This window comes from Massilia sp. LXY-6 (genome assembly GCF_051233485.1).
GTDB lineage: Bacteria > Pseudomonadota > Gammaproteobacteria > Burkholderiales > Burkholderiaceae_D > Telluria.
This window is the reverse complement of sequence record NZ_JBKFGF010000001.1, coordinates 81800-100450: the sequence shown is the minus strand read 5'-3', so window position 1 is coordinate 100450 and position 18651 is coordinate 81800. Positions and strand designations below refer to the sequence as shown.

17 protein-coding genes are annotated in these 18651 nt (G+C 67.4%); 9 read left to right on the top strand and 8 right to left on the bottom strand.

Annotated elements, in window-relative coordinates; all coding sequences use genetic code 11:
- The first annotated feature begins 10 nt into the window (after window positions 1–10).
- On the top strand, window positions 11–496 hold the full coding sequence (locus ACI48D_RS00450; RefSeq protein WP_435569232.1) for a hypothetical protein: 486 nt from the start codon (window positions 11–13) through the stop codon (window positions 494–496).
- Window position 497: 1 nt separating this feature from the next.
- On the opposite strand, the gene ACI48D_RS00445 is transcribed toward ACI48D_RS00450, so the two are convergent.
- The 3 genes from ACI48D_RS00445 to ACI48D_RS00435 all read right to left on the bottom strand — a co-directional run bounded on the left by ACI48D_RS00445 (window position 498) and on the right by ACI48D_RS00435 (window position 2866).
- A complete protein-coding gene (locus ACI48D_RS00445) occupies window positions 498–1142 on the bottom strand; it encodes a CatA-like O-acetyltransferase (RefSeq protein WP_435569231.1) in 645 nt (214 codons plus the stop codon).
- Entirely contained in the window at window positions 1135–1890 is a 756-nt protein-coding gene (locus ACI48D_RS00440) for an alpha/beta hydrolase family protein (protein WP_435569230.1), read from the bottom strand. The genes ACI48D_RS00445 and ACI48D_RS00440 overlap by 8 nt, the downstream gene beginning before the upstream one ends.
- A 97-nt stretch (window positions 1891–1987) precedes the next feature.
- Window positions 1988–2866, bottom strand: coding sequence for a LysR family transcriptional regulator (locus ACI48D_RS00435; RefSeq protein ID WP_435569229.1), 879 nt, complete (start codon window positions 2864–2866; stop codon window positions 1988–1990).
- Between the two features lie 130 nt (window positions 2867–2996).
- Here ACI48D_RS00435 and ACI48D_RS00430 point away from each other — a divergent pair, with 130 nt between their 5' ends.
- A complete protein-coding gene (locus tag ACI48D_RS00430) occupies window positions 2997–3764 on the top strand; it encodes a class II aldolase/adducin family protein (protein WP_435569228.1) in 768 nt (255 codons plus the stop codon).
- Window positions 3765–3806: 42 nt separating this feature from the next.
- A complete protein-coding gene (locus ACI48D_RS00425) occupies window positions 3807–5135 on the top strand; it encodes an MFS transporter (RefSeq protein WP_435569227.1) in 1329 nt (442 codons plus the stop codon).
- A 70-nt stretch (window positions 5136–5205) separates the two neighbouring features.
- On the opposite strand, the gene ACI48D_RS00420 is transcribed toward ACI48D_RS00425, so the two are convergent.
- From ACI48D_RS00420 to ACI48D_RS00410, 3 genes are all read right to left on the bottom strand, one after another.
- Complete coding sequence (locus tag ACI48D_RS00420) at window positions 5206–5838, bottom strand: phasin family protein (RefSeq protein ID WP_435569226.1); 633 nt, start codon at window positions 5836–5838, stop codon at window positions 5206–5208.
- Between the two features lie 296 nt (window positions 5839–6134).
- Entirely contained in the window at window positions 6135–7232 is a 1098-nt protein-coding gene (locus ACI48D_RS00415) for a diguanylate cyclase (RefSeq protein WP_435569225.1), read from the bottom strand.
- A 6-nt stretch (window positions 7233–7238) separates the two neighbouring features.
- Window positions 7239–7589, bottom strand: coding sequence for a hypothetical protein (locus ACI48D_RS00410; protein WP_435569224.1), 351 nt, complete (start codon window positions 7587–7589; stop codon window positions 7239–7241).
- A 223-nt stretch (window positions 7590–7812) separates the two neighbouring features.
- Here ACI48D_RS00410 and ACI48D_RS00405 point away from each other — a divergent pair, with 223 nt between their 5' ends.
- Complete coding sequence (locus tag ACI48D_RS00405) at window positions 7813–9000, top strand: DesA family fatty acid desaturase (protein WP_435569223.1); 1188 nt, start codon at window positions 7813–7815, stop codon at window positions 8998–9000.
- 16 nt (window positions 9001–9016) lie between these two features.
- Here the strand turns inward: ACI48D_RS00405 and ACI48D_RS00400 are convergent, their stop codons facing one another.
- Window positions 9017–10528, bottom strand: coding sequence for a Y-family DNA polymerase (locus tag ACI48D_RS00400; RefSeq protein WP_435569222.1), 1512 nt, complete (start codon window positions 10526–10528; stop codon window positions 9017–9019).
- Window positions 10458–11198, bottom strand: coding sequence for a translesion DNA synthesis-associated protein ImuA (gene imuA, locus ACI48D_RS00395; RefSeq protein ID WP_435569221.1), 741 nt, complete (start codon window positions 11196–11198; stop codon window positions 10458–10460). Before imuA ends, ACI48D_RS00400 begins: the two co-directional genes overlap by 71 nt.
- 214 nt (window positions 11199–11412) lie before the next feature.
- On the opposite strand from imuA, the gene ACI48D_RS00390 reads away from it, so the two are divergent.
- The 5 genes from ACI48D_RS00390 (at window position 11413) to ACI48D_RS00370 (ending at window position 18629) form a co-directional block, all read left to right on the top strand.
- Window positions 11413–12663 carry a putative Na+/H+ antiporter gene (locus ACI48D_RS00390; protein ID WP_435569220.1) on the top strand — a complete coding sequence of 417 codons (1251 nt, stop codon included), beginning with the start codon at window positions 11413–11415 and terminating at the stop codon, window positions 12661–12663.
- A gap of 29 nt (window positions 12664–12692) precedes the next feature.
- A complete protein-coding gene (gene hepT, locus ACI48D_RS00385) occupies window positions 12693–13169 on the top strand; it encodes a type VII toxin-antitoxin system HepT family RNase toxin (RefSeq protein WP_435569219.1) in 477 nt (158 codons plus the stop codon).
- A 76-nt stretch (window positions 13170–13245) separates the two neighbouring features.
- The gene (locus ACI48D_RS00380) at window positions 13246–13836 is read left to right on the top strand and encodes a DUF2760 domain-containing protein (protein ID WP_435569218.1); all 591 of its coding nucleotides are present in this window, start codon (window positions 13246–13248) and stop codon (window positions 13834–13836) included.
- Between the two features lie 8 nt (window positions 13837–13844).
- Window positions 13845–15704: an Hsp70 family protein gene (locus ACI48D_RS00375; RefSeq protein ID WP_435569217.1), complete on the top strand. Its 1860-nt coding sequence runs from the start codon at window positions 13845–13847 to the stop codon at window positions 15702–15704.
- Window positions 15705–15710: 6 nt separating this feature from the next.
- On the top strand, window positions 15711–18629 hold the full coding sequence (locus tag ACI48D_RS00370; protein ID WP_435569216.1) for an Hsp70 family protein: 2919 nt from the start codon (window positions 15711–15713) through the stop codon (window positions 18627–18629).
- Window positions 18630–18651 lie beyond the last annotated feature (22 nt).

Here is an 18651-nt window from a genome sequence, read left to right as displayed (position 1 = left end):
AGGAGCCGACATGGACGTGATGCCGATTTTGCCGGAAACCGAGGTCGAAGCGATGGCAGCCCTGCACCTGGGAAGACTGCTGTTCGTGTTCGGCCGGATGGAACTGGACCTGGGGCAGGCGCTGGTGCAGGCGCAGCCGGCGGAGGACGCCGAGCGCGCGATCCTCAGGATCGAGCAGCTCCCTTTTGGCGAGAAGCTGCGTGAGTTCGAAACCCTGGCGCTGCGGCGCCATGCGGACGATGCGCCGCTGCGCGCGCGCTGGCAGCGCTGGTTCGCGGCCGCGCACGCCCTGCGCAAGCTGAGGAACGACTTCGCGCACGGCAGCTGGGGCTTCCAGAACATGCAGCAGCAGATCGTCCATGTCTCGCACCTGCCGGGCAGCCCGAACCAGACCGAGGTCCGCTACAGCCTCGCCGGCTTCGCCGCGCGGGTCGTCGAAGCCGAGGATATCGCCGAGGAGTTCTGCGCGCTGACCGAATTGTCCCGGGCCGGCTGAGTCAGGCCCGGGCGGCGTCCATGATGGCCGCCAGCTCGGCGGCGATCTGCTGCGCCAGCAGGTGGATGTGGTAGCCGTCGACGAAACCGTGGTGGGCCTGCACCGAGAACGGCAGCTGCAGGCCGCCGTCCGGGCCGGCGCCGAATTTGCCCCATGCCAGCGAGGGAATGTCCGGCGTGGCCAGCGACGCCATCGGATGCTGGATCGAGGTAAAGTCCAGCCACGGCATGCAGGTGACGAATACCTGGTCCTTGGCATCGCGCGGCGACATGGCGCGGTACCGCTGGTTCAGCTCCGTCATATTGCCCGCCTGTTCGCGCGCCGCCTGGCCGTTGGCGACGAATGCACGCAGGTCGTCCGACCAGTCGAACTGGGCGAAATTCAGGTCGAAGTGCTGGTTGACCACGGTGAAGGACGGATGCAGGCGCTCGATGCGGATCACCTCCCCCTCGTACACGCGGTAGCGGAAATTCTCGACCTTCAGGATGGACCTCAGCACGGCGCACAGCAGCACGTGGAAAGGCGCCAGCTTGTGCTCCTTGCACCAGGGCCGGAAGTCCGGCAGGTCCATGCGGAAGCACAGGTTGACCGCGGGGCTTTCCATGCGGTCGAAAAACTCGAAGCGGTCGCGCCGTCGTTCAAACATAGCGCGCGCTCCACGCCGCGATCACGCCGGCGACATAGGCGGCGTCTTCCCTGCCGGTGACGAGGTGGTCGATCCCGTCCAGCGACACGAAACTCTTCGGATGCTGGGCGATGCCGAAGATGCGGCCGGCGTTGTCGACGTCGACGGTGCCGTCCTGCGGCGCATGCATCACCATCAGCGCGCGGCCCAGTCCGGCGATCCGTTCGTGCAGCCGGTGCTTGGTCGCATCCTCGACGAAGTGCTGGCGGATGTCGAACTCGCGCCCCGCCAGGCACACCCGCGCCTCGCCCAGCTGCTCGATGGTGTCGAGGTGCTCGGACAGCAGCTTGTCGACCACGTAGTGCGGATCGCTCGGCGACGCGATCGTCACCACGGCGGTCGATTCCGGAATGCGGTGGGCGGCGGCCAGCACCGCGGTGCCGCCCAGGCTGTGGCCGATCAGGAGTTTCGGCGCGGCGAAGCGTGCGCGCAGGAAGTCGGCGGCGGCGACCAGGTCTTCGACGTTCGACGAAAAATTGGTGTCGGCGAATTTGCCGTGGCTATTGCCCAGGCCGGCGAAGTCGAAGCGCAGCACGGCCACGCCGAGGTCGGCCAGGCCTTGCGAGATGCGGGTCGCCGCCAGCACGTCCTTGCTGCAGGTGAAGCAGTGGGCGAACAGCCCGTAGGCGCGCGGCCTGCCATCGGGCGCGTCGAGCTTGGCCGAGATCTTGCCTTGCGGCCCCTGAAAATTCATGCGTTCGGTGAGCATTCGGTGCTTGTACTGGATGAAGGTTAAAGGTGGAAAGCTGAAGATGGCGCCACTGTGCACGCGATCGGCTGCGCGTGCAAGCCGCGCCTGGTCCGGGTCATCCCGGCCGGCAGACGGCGAGCGCATGCCGAAGCAGTTCGTCGACCAGCCTGTCGCGCGGGCCGCGCACCGTCCTCAGCAAGCCGACACTCCGGGTCGGCACCGTGCCCGGCAGGCGAATACGGGTCAGGGACACATTCTGCCCCCACATCGGCGCCCAGTCCGGTACCAGGGAGATTCCCAGGCCGCGGCTGACGAAGCTGGCAATCGTCATCAGGCCGTCGATTTCGAGCCGCACCCGGGGCTGGATGTCGCGCTCCCGAAGATAGCGATCCGCCAGGCGCCCGCCCCAGATGCGGCGGTCGTACTTGATGTAGGGTTCCGAACGCAGCAAGGCATGCGCGTCCGCATCGCTGCCGAACCTGCTGGGGGCAATCAGGACCAGGGGCTCCTCGGCCAGGGCGTTCCATGAGCATGCCTTGGGAATGGCGAACTGGTGCTCGACCACGATCGCGGCGTCCAGTTCCCCAGCCATCACCTTGGTCGACAGTTCCGCCGAGTGCCCCACGTCGACGAACACCGACAGCTCGGGATGGTCGGCGTACAGCTTCTCGAGGGCCGGCGACACGATCGAAATCGCTGCCGAAAAAAAGCTGCCGATGCGCAGCTGTCCCAGGCCGACCTGGTCGACCGCCGCGGCGCGCAGGTCGGCCACGTGGCGCACCACCCCGCGCGACTGGTCGAGGATCTGCAGCCCGGCTTCGGTCGGCTTTACCGCCCGGCCGGACCTGCTGACCAGGGTCACGCCCAGGTCCTCTTCGAGGGTATGGATGCGGGCCGCCACGGCGGCCGGCGTCAGGTCGAGCCGGCGCGCGGCTTCGGCGATCGATCCGCATTCCACGACCGCCACGAAACTCTGCAAGAAGCGTGTATCCATGCCGAAAGTCTAGCACGAGGGCAGCAGAAGATAATTTCCTTATCGTTCAAACCTGAGAATAGACACTGTATCCATCGAAAATTTTATTCAACAATGTGCGCTTGTCTTTTCGTTTCGTTAAGGAAGTATCATGAATCATCCAATTCAAAGCGTTCGCAAGCTGGTCTCCGAAGCCGAATGGGAGGCGCGGGTCAAGCTCGCTGCCGCCTACCGGCTCATCGCCCATTTCGGCATGGCCGACCTGATCTACAACCACATCACCTGCAAGGTGCCGGATGCGGAAAACGAATTCCTCATCAATCCCTACGGCATGATGTACGAGGAGATCACGGCCTCCTGCCTCGTCAAGATCAACCTGGCGGGCGACATCCTGTTCAATCCGAACCCGACCTATGGCATCAATCCTGCCGGCTACGTGATCCATAGCGCCATCCATGGCGCCCGCCACGATGTCGATTGCGTGATCCACACCCATACCCGTGCCGGGATGGCGGTATCGGCGCTGGAATGCGGCCTGCTGCCGATCGCCCAGACCAATATGCGCTTTGGCAAGATCGCCTATCACGAATACGAAGGCGTGGCGGTCGACCTGGACGAGCGTGAACGCCTGGTCGCCGACCTCGGCGACTCGGATGTGATGATCCTGCGGAATCACGGCCTGCTGACCTGCGGCCCCAGCGTGGCCGAGGCCTTCAACACCATGTACTGGCTGGAAAACGCCTGCAAGACCCAGCTCGACGCCCTGGCCTGCAACACGGCCCTGCACCTGCCGCCGCAGCATGTGGTCGACAAGACCGCGCACCTGTTCGAGCCCCAGGTGCGCAGGCCGTACGGGGTCATGGAATGGCCGGCCATGCTGCGCCTGCTCGACCGCCGCGACACCTCGTACCGCGACTAAGAATCGGCCGCCAGAGCCGACATACCAAGATCAGGAGACACGATGGAAACCATCAATGAAAAACAAGTAATGAGCAAGATCTTCTGGCGCCTCGTGCCCTTGCTCATGGCCTTGTATGTGCTGTCCTATATCGACCGCATCAATGTCGGCTTTGCCGCGCTGACGATGAACAAGGACCTGGGCCTGAGCGCCTCTGTGTTCGGCTGGGGCGCCGGCATTTTCTTCCTCGGCTACTGCGTATGCGAAGTGCCGAGCAACCTGATGCTGGCCCGGGTCGGGGCGCGGCGCTGGATCGCCCGCATCCTGTTCACCTGGGGCCTGCTGTCCACCGGCATGGCTTTCGTCCAGGGGCCGACCAGCTTCGTCGTCATGCGCTTCCTGCTCGGCGTCGCCGAGGCGGGCTTCTTCCCGGGCGTCGTGCTGTACCTGACCTACTGGTTCCCGGCACGCTACCGTGCGCGCATCATCGCCGCCTTCATGCTGTCGATCCCGGTGTCGATCGCCGTCGGCGCACCGCTGTCGACCTGGATCCTGCAAATGGACGGCATCTACGGCCTGAAGGGATGGCAGTGGCTGTTCATCATCGAAGGGGTGCCGGCCGTGCTCGCGACCTGGACCGTCCTGCGTTACCTGACCGAGCGCCCCGAGGCGGCAAGCTGGCTGTCCAGCCAGGAAAAAGGATGGCTGGAAGAGCAGTTGGCGGCCGACCGCGAGCTGGCGGGGACGACCAGGCAGTCCTCGTCGCTGCGCGCGGCATTCACCAACCCGGCCATCCTGGCCTTGAGCTTCGTGTACTTCTGCGCCACCGCCGCCAACGTCGGGCTGTCCTCCTTCCTGCCGCAAATGATCAAGCAGCACGGCTATTCGAACCTGCAGGTGGGATTCCTGACCTCGCTGCCGTATATCGTCGGCTGCATCGGCATGCTGGTCATCGGCTACTGGTCGGACCGGACCAAGGAGCGCCGCCTGTTCCTGGTCGCCACCATGCTGATGGCCGCCGCCGGCCTGTATCTCGCGGGCGCATTCGGCGGCTCGATCTGGTCGATCCTGGCGCTGGCACTCGCCGCGGTCGGCATCCTGGGCCTGAAAGGACCGTTCTGGCCGATGCCGGCCGCCTACCTGAGCGGTCCGGCGATGGCGGGCGGGATTGCCTTCATCAACGCGATCGGCAACCTCGGCGGCTTCGTCGGCCCCTCCGCTGTCGGCTGGATCAAGGACGCATCGGGAAGCTTCGCCGGCGGCCTGTATGCACTGGCCGGGATCTCGGTCGTCGCCGTGCTCGTCACCCTGGTGTTCGTGCGCGGCCGCGGGCCAAAAGCGATCCTGCCGGTGCCGGCTGTGCAAGGAGAAGGCAAGGCGATCGGACAGTAATCAAGCAATGGAGGACATGCTCGTCCCCCTCATGGTGCCCGACGCGGATGCTCTGGGTCGGGCAGAAAGATCAACGCGACTGGCCAGGATTCTTGCTGCCAGGCTCACGGACCTGGTTGCCCTGCATATTGCCCTGTGCGCTGATCTTGCCGGCCGGCCCATCGGCCTTCCCTCGGGCCTCGGCCTCGTCACCGCCGCTTTGCAGGTTGCCCCGGAATTGGGCGCCGGCCTTCTCGGCCCGCGTGGCTTCCTGATCGAACGGGTCGCGGAAGTTCTTCACGGTTTCCTCGTGCTCGCGCATGGTCTTGTTGGTTTCGTCAGCGGCGACGCGCGTCACGTCGTCCGCCAGCACGCGGGCGGTGCGTGAAGTTTCCTGCACGTGCCGTTCGGTGACCTGCGCCAGGTCGACCTGGGTGGCGGAAGCGATCTGGGAAAGATGCTGGTGATAGGTACGCAGTTTTTCGGTGGCGGGCTGGGCACGCGCGGCCGCGGCCGACATCGCGTCGGTCGGGCGCTCGGTCGTCAGCAAGCGCTGGCCGATGTTGGCGGCTTCCTCGAACAGTGTCTGGTTCAGCTGCATATTCAGTTGACCGACCTGCTGGAAGCTGCGTGACATGACCTGGGACAGCTCGTTGAAGAATGCGACCTGGGCATCGAGGTGCGAGCGGAGTGCGGGATTGACGGATTGCGGAAATGGATACATGGGGTACCTTCAATAAAATGGCATGCTTGGAATAGGACGCGCCAGATGGGATGCGTCGATGCGCCTGGCGCTCATGGGCAGGGCAGCAAAGGCTGCCTGGAAGGATCACGATCACTGAAGATCGCATGCAAGTATCGGACTATGCGCTCTTTTTGACGCACATGCCGAAGATTTGCGAATCTATTTTTTGGTATTGGAGTCCGGAAATAAGGCTGGAGAGCGCGAGAAACGAAAGCATGGCCGCCGGGCGGGACCACGGAAGGCGAAGAGTCGCTCGGCACGGAAAAACTGCGGTTTCACCGGGCCTGCGGGCACGCCGCTTGGTGCATGCGAGTACGCTTCTGGGCATACATCTGTGCGTCTGCCAGAAGGATGTAATGCGACAGCGTTTGTCCGCTATTCGCATCGCACTGCACGGCCCCGGCGCTGATCGAAACGGCGTATGGCCGTTCCTGCATCAGGTTGAACGCGCGAAGCTTGGCCTGGATACGCTGCAGGATGACGTCAGGCTGCTCGTCGTCCAGCGTATAGGCGACGAACTCGTCGCCGCCAAGACGCGCCACCACATCGGCGTGGCGAAAGGATTCGCGGAAAACCAGCGCGGCGTCCCGGATCAGGCGATCGCCGGCATCGTGCCCCAGTTCATCGTTCATGCGCTTCAGGCCATCGATGTCCGCGAAGATCACCGCGCTTTTCGTGTGCTGGCGCCGCGCCACCTTGTAGATCTGTTCTGCCTGCAGTAGGAAACCGCGCCGGTTGTACAAGCCTGTCAGGACGTCGGTGAGCGACAGCATCCGCATTGCGGCTGCCACCTCGTCCCGCCGCGCCAGTTCCGCAGCATGCGTCACGGACGTGTTCGCGATTTCTTCGCGCTGGTCGCACATGCGCCGCTCCAAGGCGCTGTGTGCCTCGATCTTGCCCAGCGCTGCTGCAGCCAGTTGCAGGATGTACGATAGCGTCCGCTTGCATTCATCGAACTCGGCCGCTTCCAGGTCATGGTCCCATGCAACAGCCAGGACGGCAACTGGGCCCTGCTCCGGCACCGCCAAGGCAAGCGTGCGCGACCTGGGCTGTCGGCGCTGCCGGTCCTCATGAGTCCTGTCGTCCGTAGCGCCCCCGAGACCGGACAACAAGGACATGCCGGTTTGATACAGCGGATGGGCGGTGCCCGCTGGATGGGCGGCGCCGTAGTGATCGAACTCGACGATATCCAGCCGATCGCCGCGCAGGAGCAGCAGGGCCGATTGGGGCCGGACCAGCTCGACCAGGGCCTGGCCGATCATGTCGAGCGCACCGCTCGCCTCGTCGGTCTGGAGCAGATCGCGCGACAGCGTCAATAGCAAGCACAACTGGCCGGGAGCGAGCAGTCGCGCTTCTGCCTGATTCTTCTTCATCGCTCCCTACCCTTCTTGCCGGCTTCCCGGCCGTGAGAGTCCCGGTTCGTGCTTCGCATAATCGAGGGCGGCAGACAGCAGATCATAGCGATACGGGCCATAACAATAATGGCCGCGCTCATAAACGATCCCGTGCGACGCCATTTCCAGCTGCTCTTCCGGCGTTGGTCCGGCCCATTGCGCCCAGCGGCGCGGCGTGGCGTCTTCGCGGAAACCGGGCCTGGTCCGGTCCAGCCTTGCATAGTCGAGCGCGTCCGCCAGCCGATCGTAGCTGTATTCCCGATAGTGATATGCCCGTCCGTCGAAGGATATGCCGAAAGCTGCCGCGGAAGGTGGCAGAACAGGTGATTCTTCCATGATGCCCTCACAGGAAAGTCGCGGCGCCGCAGGCTCGCGAGATCGTTCGGCTGTTCGCCGGTTGGCCCGCACCGAGAGATGACAGTACACCCATCGCCTTGCTTCACCTAGCACTTTTGGACGCGTGCCGCACATCAATGCAGCGACCCGCCATGCCGATCCCACTTACACTCGTGGCGACAGGCGCCGTCCGCCGGTTTTCCAAACTTTCCCGGGAGTGTTCATGGACAATGTCTTCCAGTTGCTCGAAGGCGGCCTGCTCCGGTGGAATGTCTGGCAGATCATCGGCTACACCTTGCTGACCACGCACCTGACGATTGTCGCGGTGACTGTCTACCTGCACCGATGCCAGGCCCATCGCGCGCTCGATTTGCACCCCGTGGTGGCCCATGCATTCCGCTTCTGGTTATGGCTATCGACCGGCATGGTCACGCGCGAGTGGGTCGCGGTCCATCGCAAGCATCACGCACACTGCGAGAAGGACGGCGACCCGCACAGTCCGAGGCTGTTCGGGATCGGCCAGGTATTGTTTCAGGGGGCGGAACTGTATCGGCGGGAAGCGCGTGTCGCGGCGACCCTGCAACGCTACGGCGCCGGCACCCCCGACGACTGGCCGGAGCGCCACATCTACTCGCGTTACACATGGCAAGGAGTTGGTCTGCTGCTGGTTGCGGACATCCTGATGTTTGGCGCGATCGGGGCAAGCGTCTGGGGTGTACAGATGCTGTGGATCCCGGTGTGCGCCGCGGGCATCATCAACGGCCTCGGCCATTACAAGGGCTACCGCAACTTCGACGGCCCCCATGCCGCCACCAATATCATCCCGGTTGGCATTCTCGTCGGCGGCGAAGAGCTGCACAATAACCACCACACCTTTCCGACCTCGGCCAAGTTGTCCGCGCGCTGGTTCGAACTCGATATCGGCTGGTGCTATATCCGCCTGCTCCAAGCGCTCGGCCTGGCGCATGTCCGGGCGGTGGTGCCGCAGTCGCCCTCGGGAAAACGCGATCTGCCGCTGACCGAAAAGACCGTCGCCGGTATCGGCGAATACCGCCACCATATCATGCGCAGCTTTGGCGCCATGGCGGCGCGCGCCTTGCGGGAAGAATGCCGGTCCAGCTCCGGCAGCGGCCTCGATCCGCGCTCGCGTCGCCAGGCGGAGTGCTTGCTGCGGCACGAACCGGAATATCTTTCCGACGCCGAGAAGCATGCACTGGCCGCCCTGGTCAGCCAGTATGAATGGCTGGCCCATGTGCAGCGCATGCGCGAGGAGCTGAAACAACTGTGGGAATGGAAGCTGGCGCCGCCGCAGGAGCTGCTTGCCTACCTGGTCGACTGGTGCGACCGGGCAGACCGGTCCGGGATACGGACGCTCCGCAAGATCGCACTCGAATTGCATGCCTACGGCTGATGCGGGGCCTCTTCGCCTAGCCAAACAAGCCGTGCAAGTACCAGCGCGGCTCGGTGTCGTCAGCCCCGATGCGTTCGCGGTACACCCAGTACAGCGCATGGTCGCGTCCCTCGGCGATGAAATAGTCGCGCGTCTGCGGCCCGTTCCACCAGCCGGCCTCGATCCGCTCCGGATTCGAGGCCATGCGCAGCGGCGAGCCGTAGAAGGGCCGGTGGTCGCGCATCAACAGCGCGATCGGCTTGGCCAGCAGCCAGGTCGGGCGCGGCAGGCTCATCACGTCGGGCGGCATCTGCGGTTTGCGCGCCTGGCCGCTGACCCTCGGTTGCAAATGCGGCTGCACCGGTACCCACAGGTTCGCCTGCTCGGGGCGGTAGTCGGCCATCGGCAGCGCCTGCAGCACGTTGTCGGCGCCCAGGCGCGCCACCAGCAGCTCCAGCATGCGCATGCGGTCTTCCTCGGTGCCGCCCGGCTCCGGGAACAGCGATTCGTTGGGCGGCGCCATCGGCTGCAGCTGCTGCGCTTCCAGCCCCAGGCCGATCACCGGCGCCTCCAGCACCAGCTTGGCCAGGCGTTCCTTCAGCAGGCGCACCAGGTGCTCGTCGCGCCAGGCCGGTTCGGCCAGCGCCACTTCGACGCAGGTCGGCGCGCGCGCTACCCTGCCCCGCTCGTGTTCGAGGCTGAGCACGATGCGCTCGACCGCGAGCTGGCGCGCGCACAACCAGCCGGTCAGCTGCAGCAGCAGGCGCCGGGCGCCGGCCAGCAATAGTTCGGCGTCGTCGATGCGGTCGAACAGTTCGAGGCGCGCGGCGAAGGTCTCGGGCGCGGCGATCCACTCGTGCAGTTCGGGGCTCAGACCGTAGGCGGCATCGACCAGGTCGAGCAGCGCGCGGCCGCAGCGCCGCTGCAGGCCGGGGCGCGGCAGGCGCCGCAGCTCGCCGAAAGTGGCGCAGCCGATGCCGTCGAACCAGGCCGCGAACGGGCGCGCCGGCGGCGCCAGCAGCAGGTCGAGCAGGTCGAGGCGGCGCACCAGCGACGGCATCTTGAGCGTGCGCCGGCCGCCCGCATGCGCACCGGCACGCCCGCCGGCGCGCGCCAGCAGCCAGGCGCCGCGCGCGGTCGGGGCGCAGCCGAGCGAGGCGGTGAAGCCCAGCGCGCGCACGTTCGCGCGCACGCGCCGGCACAGCGCCAGCACGCCGCCGAACAGACGCAGGCTGGCGCCGACGTCCATCAAGAGGGTGCCCTCCTCGGCTTCGGTCACCTGCGGCGTGTACTGCAGCATCGCCATCGCCACCGCGACCAGGGCCTCGGCCTCGCGCTGCGCCGAGCGCTCGTGCAGCTGGGCCTCGGGCATCAACATCAGCACGCCGCCGCGCCGCATGCCGGGCTGGACGCCGGCGGCACGCGCCATGCCGGACAGCGCCAGCACGCGCTCCTGCTCGAGCACGACGCTGCCGGCGTCAGTGCACCAGCTGGGGCTGAAGACCTCGAGCGGCAGCCGGGGCAGGGACAGGCCGATCCATAGGCGCATGGCGTTGTGCTTGGGTTGGTACGAGATGGGAGGAAAGCGGCAGGAACAGCGGCGCATCGCGCTGCGGCCCCCGGCGCTTGACGAAATCGATGTCCAGGCCGCCGGCCTGGGGCCGCAGCGCCAGGCGCAGCGGGGCCGGCGAGGCATCCTGCCCTGCCTCCAGCGGACGCATCATGAAGAACAGGGTTTCGCCGCCCTGCGCCGCCAGGTGCAGGCGGCGCAGGCTGTCGCTGCGCACCTGGTTCTGCCTGTCGTGGCCCGGCCAGAAGAGCAGCGCGCCGCAACTGCCGCTGCGCAAGACCTGTTCGGCGGCCCACAGCGCATCGGCCGTGCGGCTGGCGCGCAGCCAGATCAGCTGAGAGGGCGGCACGCCCAGCGCGGCCAGGGCCAGCGCCTGCGGCGGATGGGGCGGCTGCAGCAGCACGATGCGGCGCGCCGCCACCGCCGCCAGGGCGGGACGCAGCAGGCGCATCTCGCCGATGCCGGGCTGCTGTAGCAGCAGGTCGACCAGGGCGCCGGTCGGCCAGCCGCCGCCGGGCAATTGCGCCGACAGGGCCGCATGGCCGGTGTCCACGCAGCGGGTATGCGAACGCGCTAGCTGCGAGGCGCGCCAGAGCGACGGATGCAGGGATTCCGGCGCTGCCGAGTTGGAATCTGAGCAATTAATCATAGGTAATTCGCATGAGCAATGCGCATGAATGATGCGAAGAAATACTGTATGTTTATACAGTACTATTCTCTTCAGGTTTTGGCAAGTTTTATCTTTTGGAATGCCGAACTGGCACACGCCGCACCCACCTGCAAAAAATGAAATAATGGCGGCATTCTGTTCAATTGCTTTGCATAATGCCCAACACCAGCACGCCTCCCGCCGGGGCCCCGCGATGACCACGACCATGCACACCATCGGCCTGGTCCTGTTCGTCCTGGCCCTGCTGCACACCTTCTCGACCCATATGTTCGAGGTGCTGGCGCACCGCCACCCGCGCCATGCCGGCCTGTTCCACCTGCTGGGCGAAGTCGAGGTCGTGTTCGGTTTCTGGGCCTTCGTGCTGATGGTGTTCATGGCCCTGGTCGAGGGCAGCACCGCGGCGATCGACTATGCCGAGTCGCGCCACTACACCGAGCCCTTGTTCGTGTTCGTCGTGATGGTGGTGGCCGCTTCGCGTCCGGTGCTGGAAGCGGCCCGCGCCCTGCTGCGCATGCTCGCCCGGCTGGCGCCGGTACGCTCCGAGGTGGCGCAGGCCTGGCTGGCGCTGGCGCTGGTGCCGCTGGCCGGTTCGCTGATCACCGAACCGGCCGCGATGACGCTGGCCGCGCTGATGCTGGCCCCCACCGTGTTCCGCCAGGGCGTGCCGGAATGGCTCAAGTACGGCGCGCTGGGCGTGCTGTTCGTGAACGTCTCGATCGGCGGCACCCTGACCTCGTACGCGGCGCCGCCGGTGCTGATGGTGGCCGGCACCTGGGGCTGGGACAGCATGTACATGCTGACGCACCTCGGCTGGCGTTCCCTGGTGGCGGTGATGTTCAACGCCACCGTCATCACCTTCCTGTTGCGCTCCCACCTGCGCCAGCTCGATGCTTCCGTCGACGGAGAAACGGCGCCGGTGCCGCCGCTGGTGGCGCTGATCCACCTGGCCTTCCTGGCCGCGGTGGTGCTGCTGGCCCACCATCCGGTGCTGTTCCTCGGCCTGTTCCTGCTGTTCCTCGGCTTTACCCAGGCCTACGAGCGCTACCAGTCGCCGCTGATCCTGAAGGAAGGCTTGCTGGTCGGCTTCTTCCTGGCCGGCCTGGTGGTGCTGGGCGGCATGCAGCAGTGGTGGCTGCAACCGGTCGTCTCCAGCCTCGGCCCGACCGCCCTGTTCTTCGGCGCCTTGGGCCTGACGGCCGTCACCGACAATGCCGCCCTGACCTACCTCGGCTCGCTGATCAGCGGCCTGTCCGAGCACGAGAAATACATGCTGATGGCCGGCGCGGTGGGCGGCGGCGGCCTGACGGTGATCGCCAACGCGCCGAATCCGGCCGGCGCGGCGCTGCTGCGCCACGGCTTCGCCGACGAGTCGATCGGCGCGGTCTGGCTGCTGCTGGGCGCGCTCGGCCCCACCTGTGCGGCGGCCTTGATGTTCCTCCTGTAACGTAAGGTCCTGAACGGATAGGAGACGCGATGGATAACGATCTGCTGGTCAGCAAGACGGGCACCATCGAACGGTGCATCAAGCGTGCCCGCGACGAGTACGAGAAGGACCCGACCACCTTCGTCGGCGACATCACGCGCCAGGACGCGGCCACGCTGAACGTGATCCGCGCCTGGGAAGCGGTGGTGGAGATGGGCGACTACGTGCTGGCCCAGCTCGGTCTCGGGCCGGCGCACGACGAGCGCGAAGTGATCTCGCTGCTGGAAACCAAGGGCTGGATCGATCCCGCCCTGGGCGAGGACCTGAAGCGCACCGGCGAATTCTGCCGCGCCGAATGGGACCACCAGGCGGCGCCGCTGCCGGCCCTGGTCACCATCATCAAGCGCGGACTCGACGATGTCGACGCCTATGCGCGCGCCCTGCTGGTACGGGCCGCCGAGACGCCGGCGCCGCCCGCCGCCGGGCAGCCCGCCGAGCCTTCCGCTGCGGGCGATCCCGCTATTTGAACCGCTGCGCTGCGCCATCCATTTGTAGGCTAACTGGTATCATGCGCGCTTTCATGGACCGGACAACACAAAGAACATGAGCCAACAGACCAATCTGCCCTCCTTCTGGAGCCGGCTTTCCCTCGCCTTTGGCGCCTTTTTCAAGACTGCAGGCAATGCCGAGTTCGCCGCGCGCGTGCGCGACGACCAGATCGGCCCGATCGCCGCACCGGCACCGGCACCAGCCCCCAAGCCTGCGCCAGCTCCGGCCCCCGCACCCGCGCCGGCCGCGGCCCCGCTGCGCGTGGCGACGCCCGATGCCGCGCTGCAGCTGCTGTCCCTGCTGCAGCGCGAGGCGCGCCTGATCGACTTTGCCAACGAGAACATCACCGTGTATAGCGACGCCGACATCGGCGCCGCCGCCCGCGTCGTGCACGAAGGCTGCGCCCGCGTGCTGCGCGAGCACTTCACGATCGAACCGGTGCGCAAGGAACTTGAAGGCGCGCGCGTCACCCTGCAGGAAGGCTTCGACGCCGCCAGCGTGCGCCTGACCGGCAACGTGGTCGGCAAGGCGCCGTTCACCGGCACCCTGAGCCACCGCGGCTGGCGCGCCGCCAAGGTGAGCCTGCCGCAGCTGGCCGACAAGCACGACGCCAGCATCATCGCCCCGGCGGAGGTGGAACTGTGAGCGCAAACATGGAAACCGCACGCTACGCCATCGGCATCGACCTCGGCACCACCCACAGCGCCCTCTCGTATGTCGACCTGCAAGCCAGCGACGGCGAGAAGGCCGACCAGGGCGTGCTGCCGATCCCGCAGCTGAGCGGCCCCGGCACCGTCGAGGCGCTGCCGCTGCTGCCTTCCTTCATGTACCTGCCGCACCCGGACGAACTGGCGGCTGGCGAGCTGGCCCTGCCCTGGACCGATGGCCAGGCCGCGCCCGCTTCATTGGCGATCATTGGAGAAATGGCGCGTAGCCGCGGCGCCGGCACGCCGATCCGCCTGGTGTCCTCGGCCAAGAGCTGGCTGAGCCATCCGAGCGTGGACCGCCGCGCCGCGATCCTGCCGCCGGACGCGCCGGAAGAAGTCGAGCGCGTCTCGCCATTGACGGCATCGACCCGCTACCTCGAACACATCCGCAATGCCTGGAACGCCGCGCATCCGGAAGCGCCGTTCGACCAGCAGGCCGTCACCGTGACGATTCCCGCGTCCTTCGACCCGGGCGCGCGCGAGCTGACCGCAGAAGCGGCGCGCAACGCCGGCTACAAGGCCCCGACCCTGCTGGAAGAGCCGCAGGCGGCCCTGTACAGCTGGATCGAGGGCAGCGGCGGCCGCTGGCGCAAGCAGGTCAAGGCCGGCGACATCGTGCTGGTGGTCGATGTCGGCGGCGGCACCAGCGACTTCTCGCTGATCGCCATCCTCGAACGCGACGGCACCCTGGAACCGCACCGCGTCGCCGTCGGCGACCACATCCTGCTGGGCGGCGACAACATGGACCTCGCGCTGGCGCATTTGGTGGCGAGAAAACTGCAGGCGAACGGCACCCAGCTCGACGCCTGGCAGATGCGCGCCCTCACCTACGCCTGCCGCGGCGCCAAGGAACATTTGCTGGCCGACGCCAACGCCACCACCTGGCCGATCGTCGTGCCGAGCCGCGGCTCGAAGCTGATCGGCGGCTCGATCCGCACCGAACTCACGCGCGACGAAGTCACCGCCTTCATCACCGACGGTTTCTTCCCGCGCGTCGAAGCCAGCGCGCGCCCGGCCACCCGCACGCGCGCCGGCCTGACGCAAGTCGGCCTGCCGTATGCGCAGGACGCCGCGGTCACCCGCCACCTGGCCGCCTTCCTGGCCCGGCAGGCCGGCGCCACGGCGGAGCTGGAAGGCTTCAATGGGCGGGTAGAACCGGAACACACTTTCCTGCACCCGACCGCGGTGCTGTTCAACGGCGGCGTGTTCAAGTCCGAGATCCTGTCGCGGCGCGTGATGGACACCATCAACGACTGGCTGTACATGGAAGGCGCGGAACCGGCGCGCATGCTGGAAGGCGCCGACCTCGACCTGGCGGTGGCCCGCGGCGCCGCCTACTACGGCTATGCGCGGCGCGGCGGCGGCGTGCGCATCCGCGGCGGCACGGCGCGCTCCTACTACGTCGGCGTGGAATCGTCGATGCCGGCCATCCCCGGCATGGAACCGCCGATCACGGCCCTGTGCGTGGCGCCCTTCGGCATGGAAGAAGGCAGCGAACTCGAACTGCCGGGCCAGGAATTCGGCCTGGTGGTCGGAGAGCCGGTGCACTTCCGCTTCTTCGGTTCGACCACCCGGCGCCAGGACCGCATCGGCGAAGTGCTCGAGTTCTGGGGTCCGGACGAGCTGCAGGAACTGAACGAGATCCAGGCCACGCTGCCCGCCGAAGGCCGCACCCCCGGCGACGTCGCCCAGGTGAGGCTGCACGCGCTGGCGACTGAAGCGGGCACGCTCGAACTGATCGCCGTCTCGCGCGAAGGCCAGCGCTGGAAGGTCGAGTTCGACGTGCGCGCCACCGAGCAGCAGTAAGCGCGCGTGGGCACATCGGCAGCGCCGGCCTGGCTGGTCGGCATCGACCTCGGCACCACCAACACGGTGCTGGCTTATGCTGCACCCGAGGCCGCACCAGGCTCGCAACAGGTCGAGACCTTCGCCATCGAGCAGCTGGTGGCGCCCGGCGAAGTCGCACCAAGCCTCCTGCTGCCTTCCGCCCGCTACCATCCGGCTGCGGGCGAACTGGCCCAGGGCGCGCTGCAACTGCCCTGGACGGCCAGGAACCCGGCCGGCACGCAGCCGGCCCAGGACGACCTGGCCGGCGTGCCGGATGCCGTGGTCGGCCGCCTTGCCCGCCTGCTCGGCGCTCAAACTCCAGGTCGGTTAGTTGCATCTTCCAAGAGCTGGCTGTCGCACCACGGCGTCGACCGCACTGCCCCCATCCTCCCCTGGGGGGCGCCCGACGACGTGCCGAAGGTCTCGCCGGTGGCGGCCAGCGCCAGCTACCTGGCCTACCTGCGCGCGGCCTGGGATGCGCGCCATCCCGGCCATCCACTGGCGAACCAGGACCTGGTCCTGACCGTTCCCGCTTCCTTCGACGAAGGCGCACGTGCGCTCACCTTGGAGGCGGCGCGCCTGGCCGGCCTGCCCTCGCTGCGATTGCTGGAGGAACCGCAGGCCGCGCTGTACGACTGGCTACACCGCCACCGCGACACCCTCAAGGAAGAACTGGCCGGCACCCGCCTGGTGCTGGTGGCCGACGTCGGCGGCGGCACCACCGACTTCAGCCTGGTCAAGGTGGCGCTGGAGGACGGCGCCCCCAAGCTGACCCGCATCGGCGTGGGCAACCACCTGATCCTGGGCGGCGACAACATGGACCTGGCGCTGGCCCACCTGGTCGAATCCCGGCTCGCTGCCCAACACGGGGCACAGGACGGCCAGCAGAATCAAACCACGCGCCTGTCCGCCGCCCGCCTGGCCCAGCTGACCGAACGCTGCCGCGCGGCCAAGGAACAGCTGCTCGCACCCGACGCGCCGGCCCAGGTCAATGTGACCCTGCTGGGCACGGGTTCGCGCCTGATCGGCGCCAGCCGCAGCGCCCAGCTCACGCGCGAGGACGTCGAGCGCATCGTGCTGGATGGCTTCTTCCCGCTCAACGACAGCCGCGAAGGCGCGCAGCGGGCGCGCGCCGGCATCGTCGAATTCGGCCTGCCCTATGCTAGCGATCCGGCCATCACGCGCCACCTGGCCGACTTCCTGCGCCAGCATGTACAGGCGGCGCGCGAGGCGCTCGGCATCGACGACGACAGCGCCCTGCCGGTGCCGGACACGCTCTTGCTGAACGGCGGCGTGTTCCGCGCGGCGCCGCTGGCGCAACGCCTTGCCGATACCCTGTCCGCCTGGCGCCGCCAGCCAATCCGCGTGCTGCACAACGCCGACCCCGACGTCGCCGTGGCGCGCGGCGCGGTCGCCTACTCGCTGGCGCGCCAGGGCCTGGCCCCGGCCATCGAAAGCGGCTCGGCGCGCAGCTATTTCCTGCTGCTGGAGGATATGCAAGCCCGCACGCAAGCCGGCGCCGCGCTGAAGGCCGTGTGCCTGCTGCCGCGCGGCGAAAAGCCCGGCGTCGAAGTGCGCCTGGCGGAACGCGGCTTCGCCCTGCGGCTGGGGCGGCCGGTGCGCTTCCACCTGGTGTCGACCACCGCCGATCCGCAGGGCACACCACCCCGGCCCGGCGACCTGCTCGAGCTCGACCCGGCCGAGGTAGTGCGCCTGCCGGCCATCGCCACCGTGCTGCGCGCGCAGACCGCGGGATTGAAAACCGAGATACCGGTGCAGCTGGCGGCCTCGCTGTCCGAGGTCGGCACGCTGGAAGTGCATTGCGTGGCCGAGGACGGCAGCGGCCAGCGCTGGCAGCTCGAATTCCAGCTGCGCGGCGCCGAACCGGACCTGCAGGAAGAGCAGGCCGACACCGCCGCCCTGCCGCCCCGCTTGATCGATGCGATCGGGCGCATCGACCGCATCTTCGGCGCCCGCAACCAGCAGGTCGAAAGCCGGGAGGTACGCCAGCTGCGCGCCAGCCTGGAGCACCTGCTGGGCGGCCGCGAACGCTGGGAAACGCCGCTGCTGCGCCGCCTGTTCGACGCCCTGATGGAGCGCGCCAAGGGACGGCGCCGCTCGGCCGAACACGAACGGGTCTGGCTCAACCTGGCCGGCTGGTGCCTGCGCCCCGGCTTCGGGCACCCGCTCGACGCATGGCGCGTCGAGCAGCTGTGGGCGCTGTTCGAGACCGGCGTCCAATACCACAAGGACAGCCAGGTACGCGCCGAATGGTGGACCCTGTGGCGCCGCGTGGCCGGGGGACTCTCCACACCTTCGCAATTGCGCCTGCTCGACGACTTCGCCTTCAACCTGCAAGCCGAACCCGCCGACAGGGCCAAACGCCCCGTCACCCTGGTCGACGGCAGCGAGGACGACATGCTGCGCCTGGGCGCCTCGCTCGAGCGCATCCCTTCCGCCTACAAGGTCGAGATCGGCGACTGGATGCTGGGGAGGATTATGGCAATTCCCTCGACGCCGAAGCCGGACCCAAAGACCGCCGCCACCTATGCGCGCTTGCTGGCGGCCTTGGCCAGGGTCGGCGCACGCCAGTCGCTGCACTCCAGCGCCCACGAAGTCGCCACCATCGAGGCCGCCGAACGCTGGCTGGAAATCCTGCTGCAGCTGGACTGGAAGCGCATCGAACCGGCCGGCTTCGCCGCCGCCCACATCGCCCGCAAGACCGGCGACCGTTCGCGCGACATCGGCGAGGCGCTGCGCCAGCAGGTGCTGCACAAGCTGGCCGCGAGCGGCGCGCCGGGCAACTGGGCGGCGATGGTGCGCGAGGTGGTCGAACTGGACCAGGCCAGCGCCACGCGCATGTTCGGCGATGCCTTGCCGCCGGGCCTGAAGCTGCTGCGCTGACGCTGCCGCTGTTCAATATGGC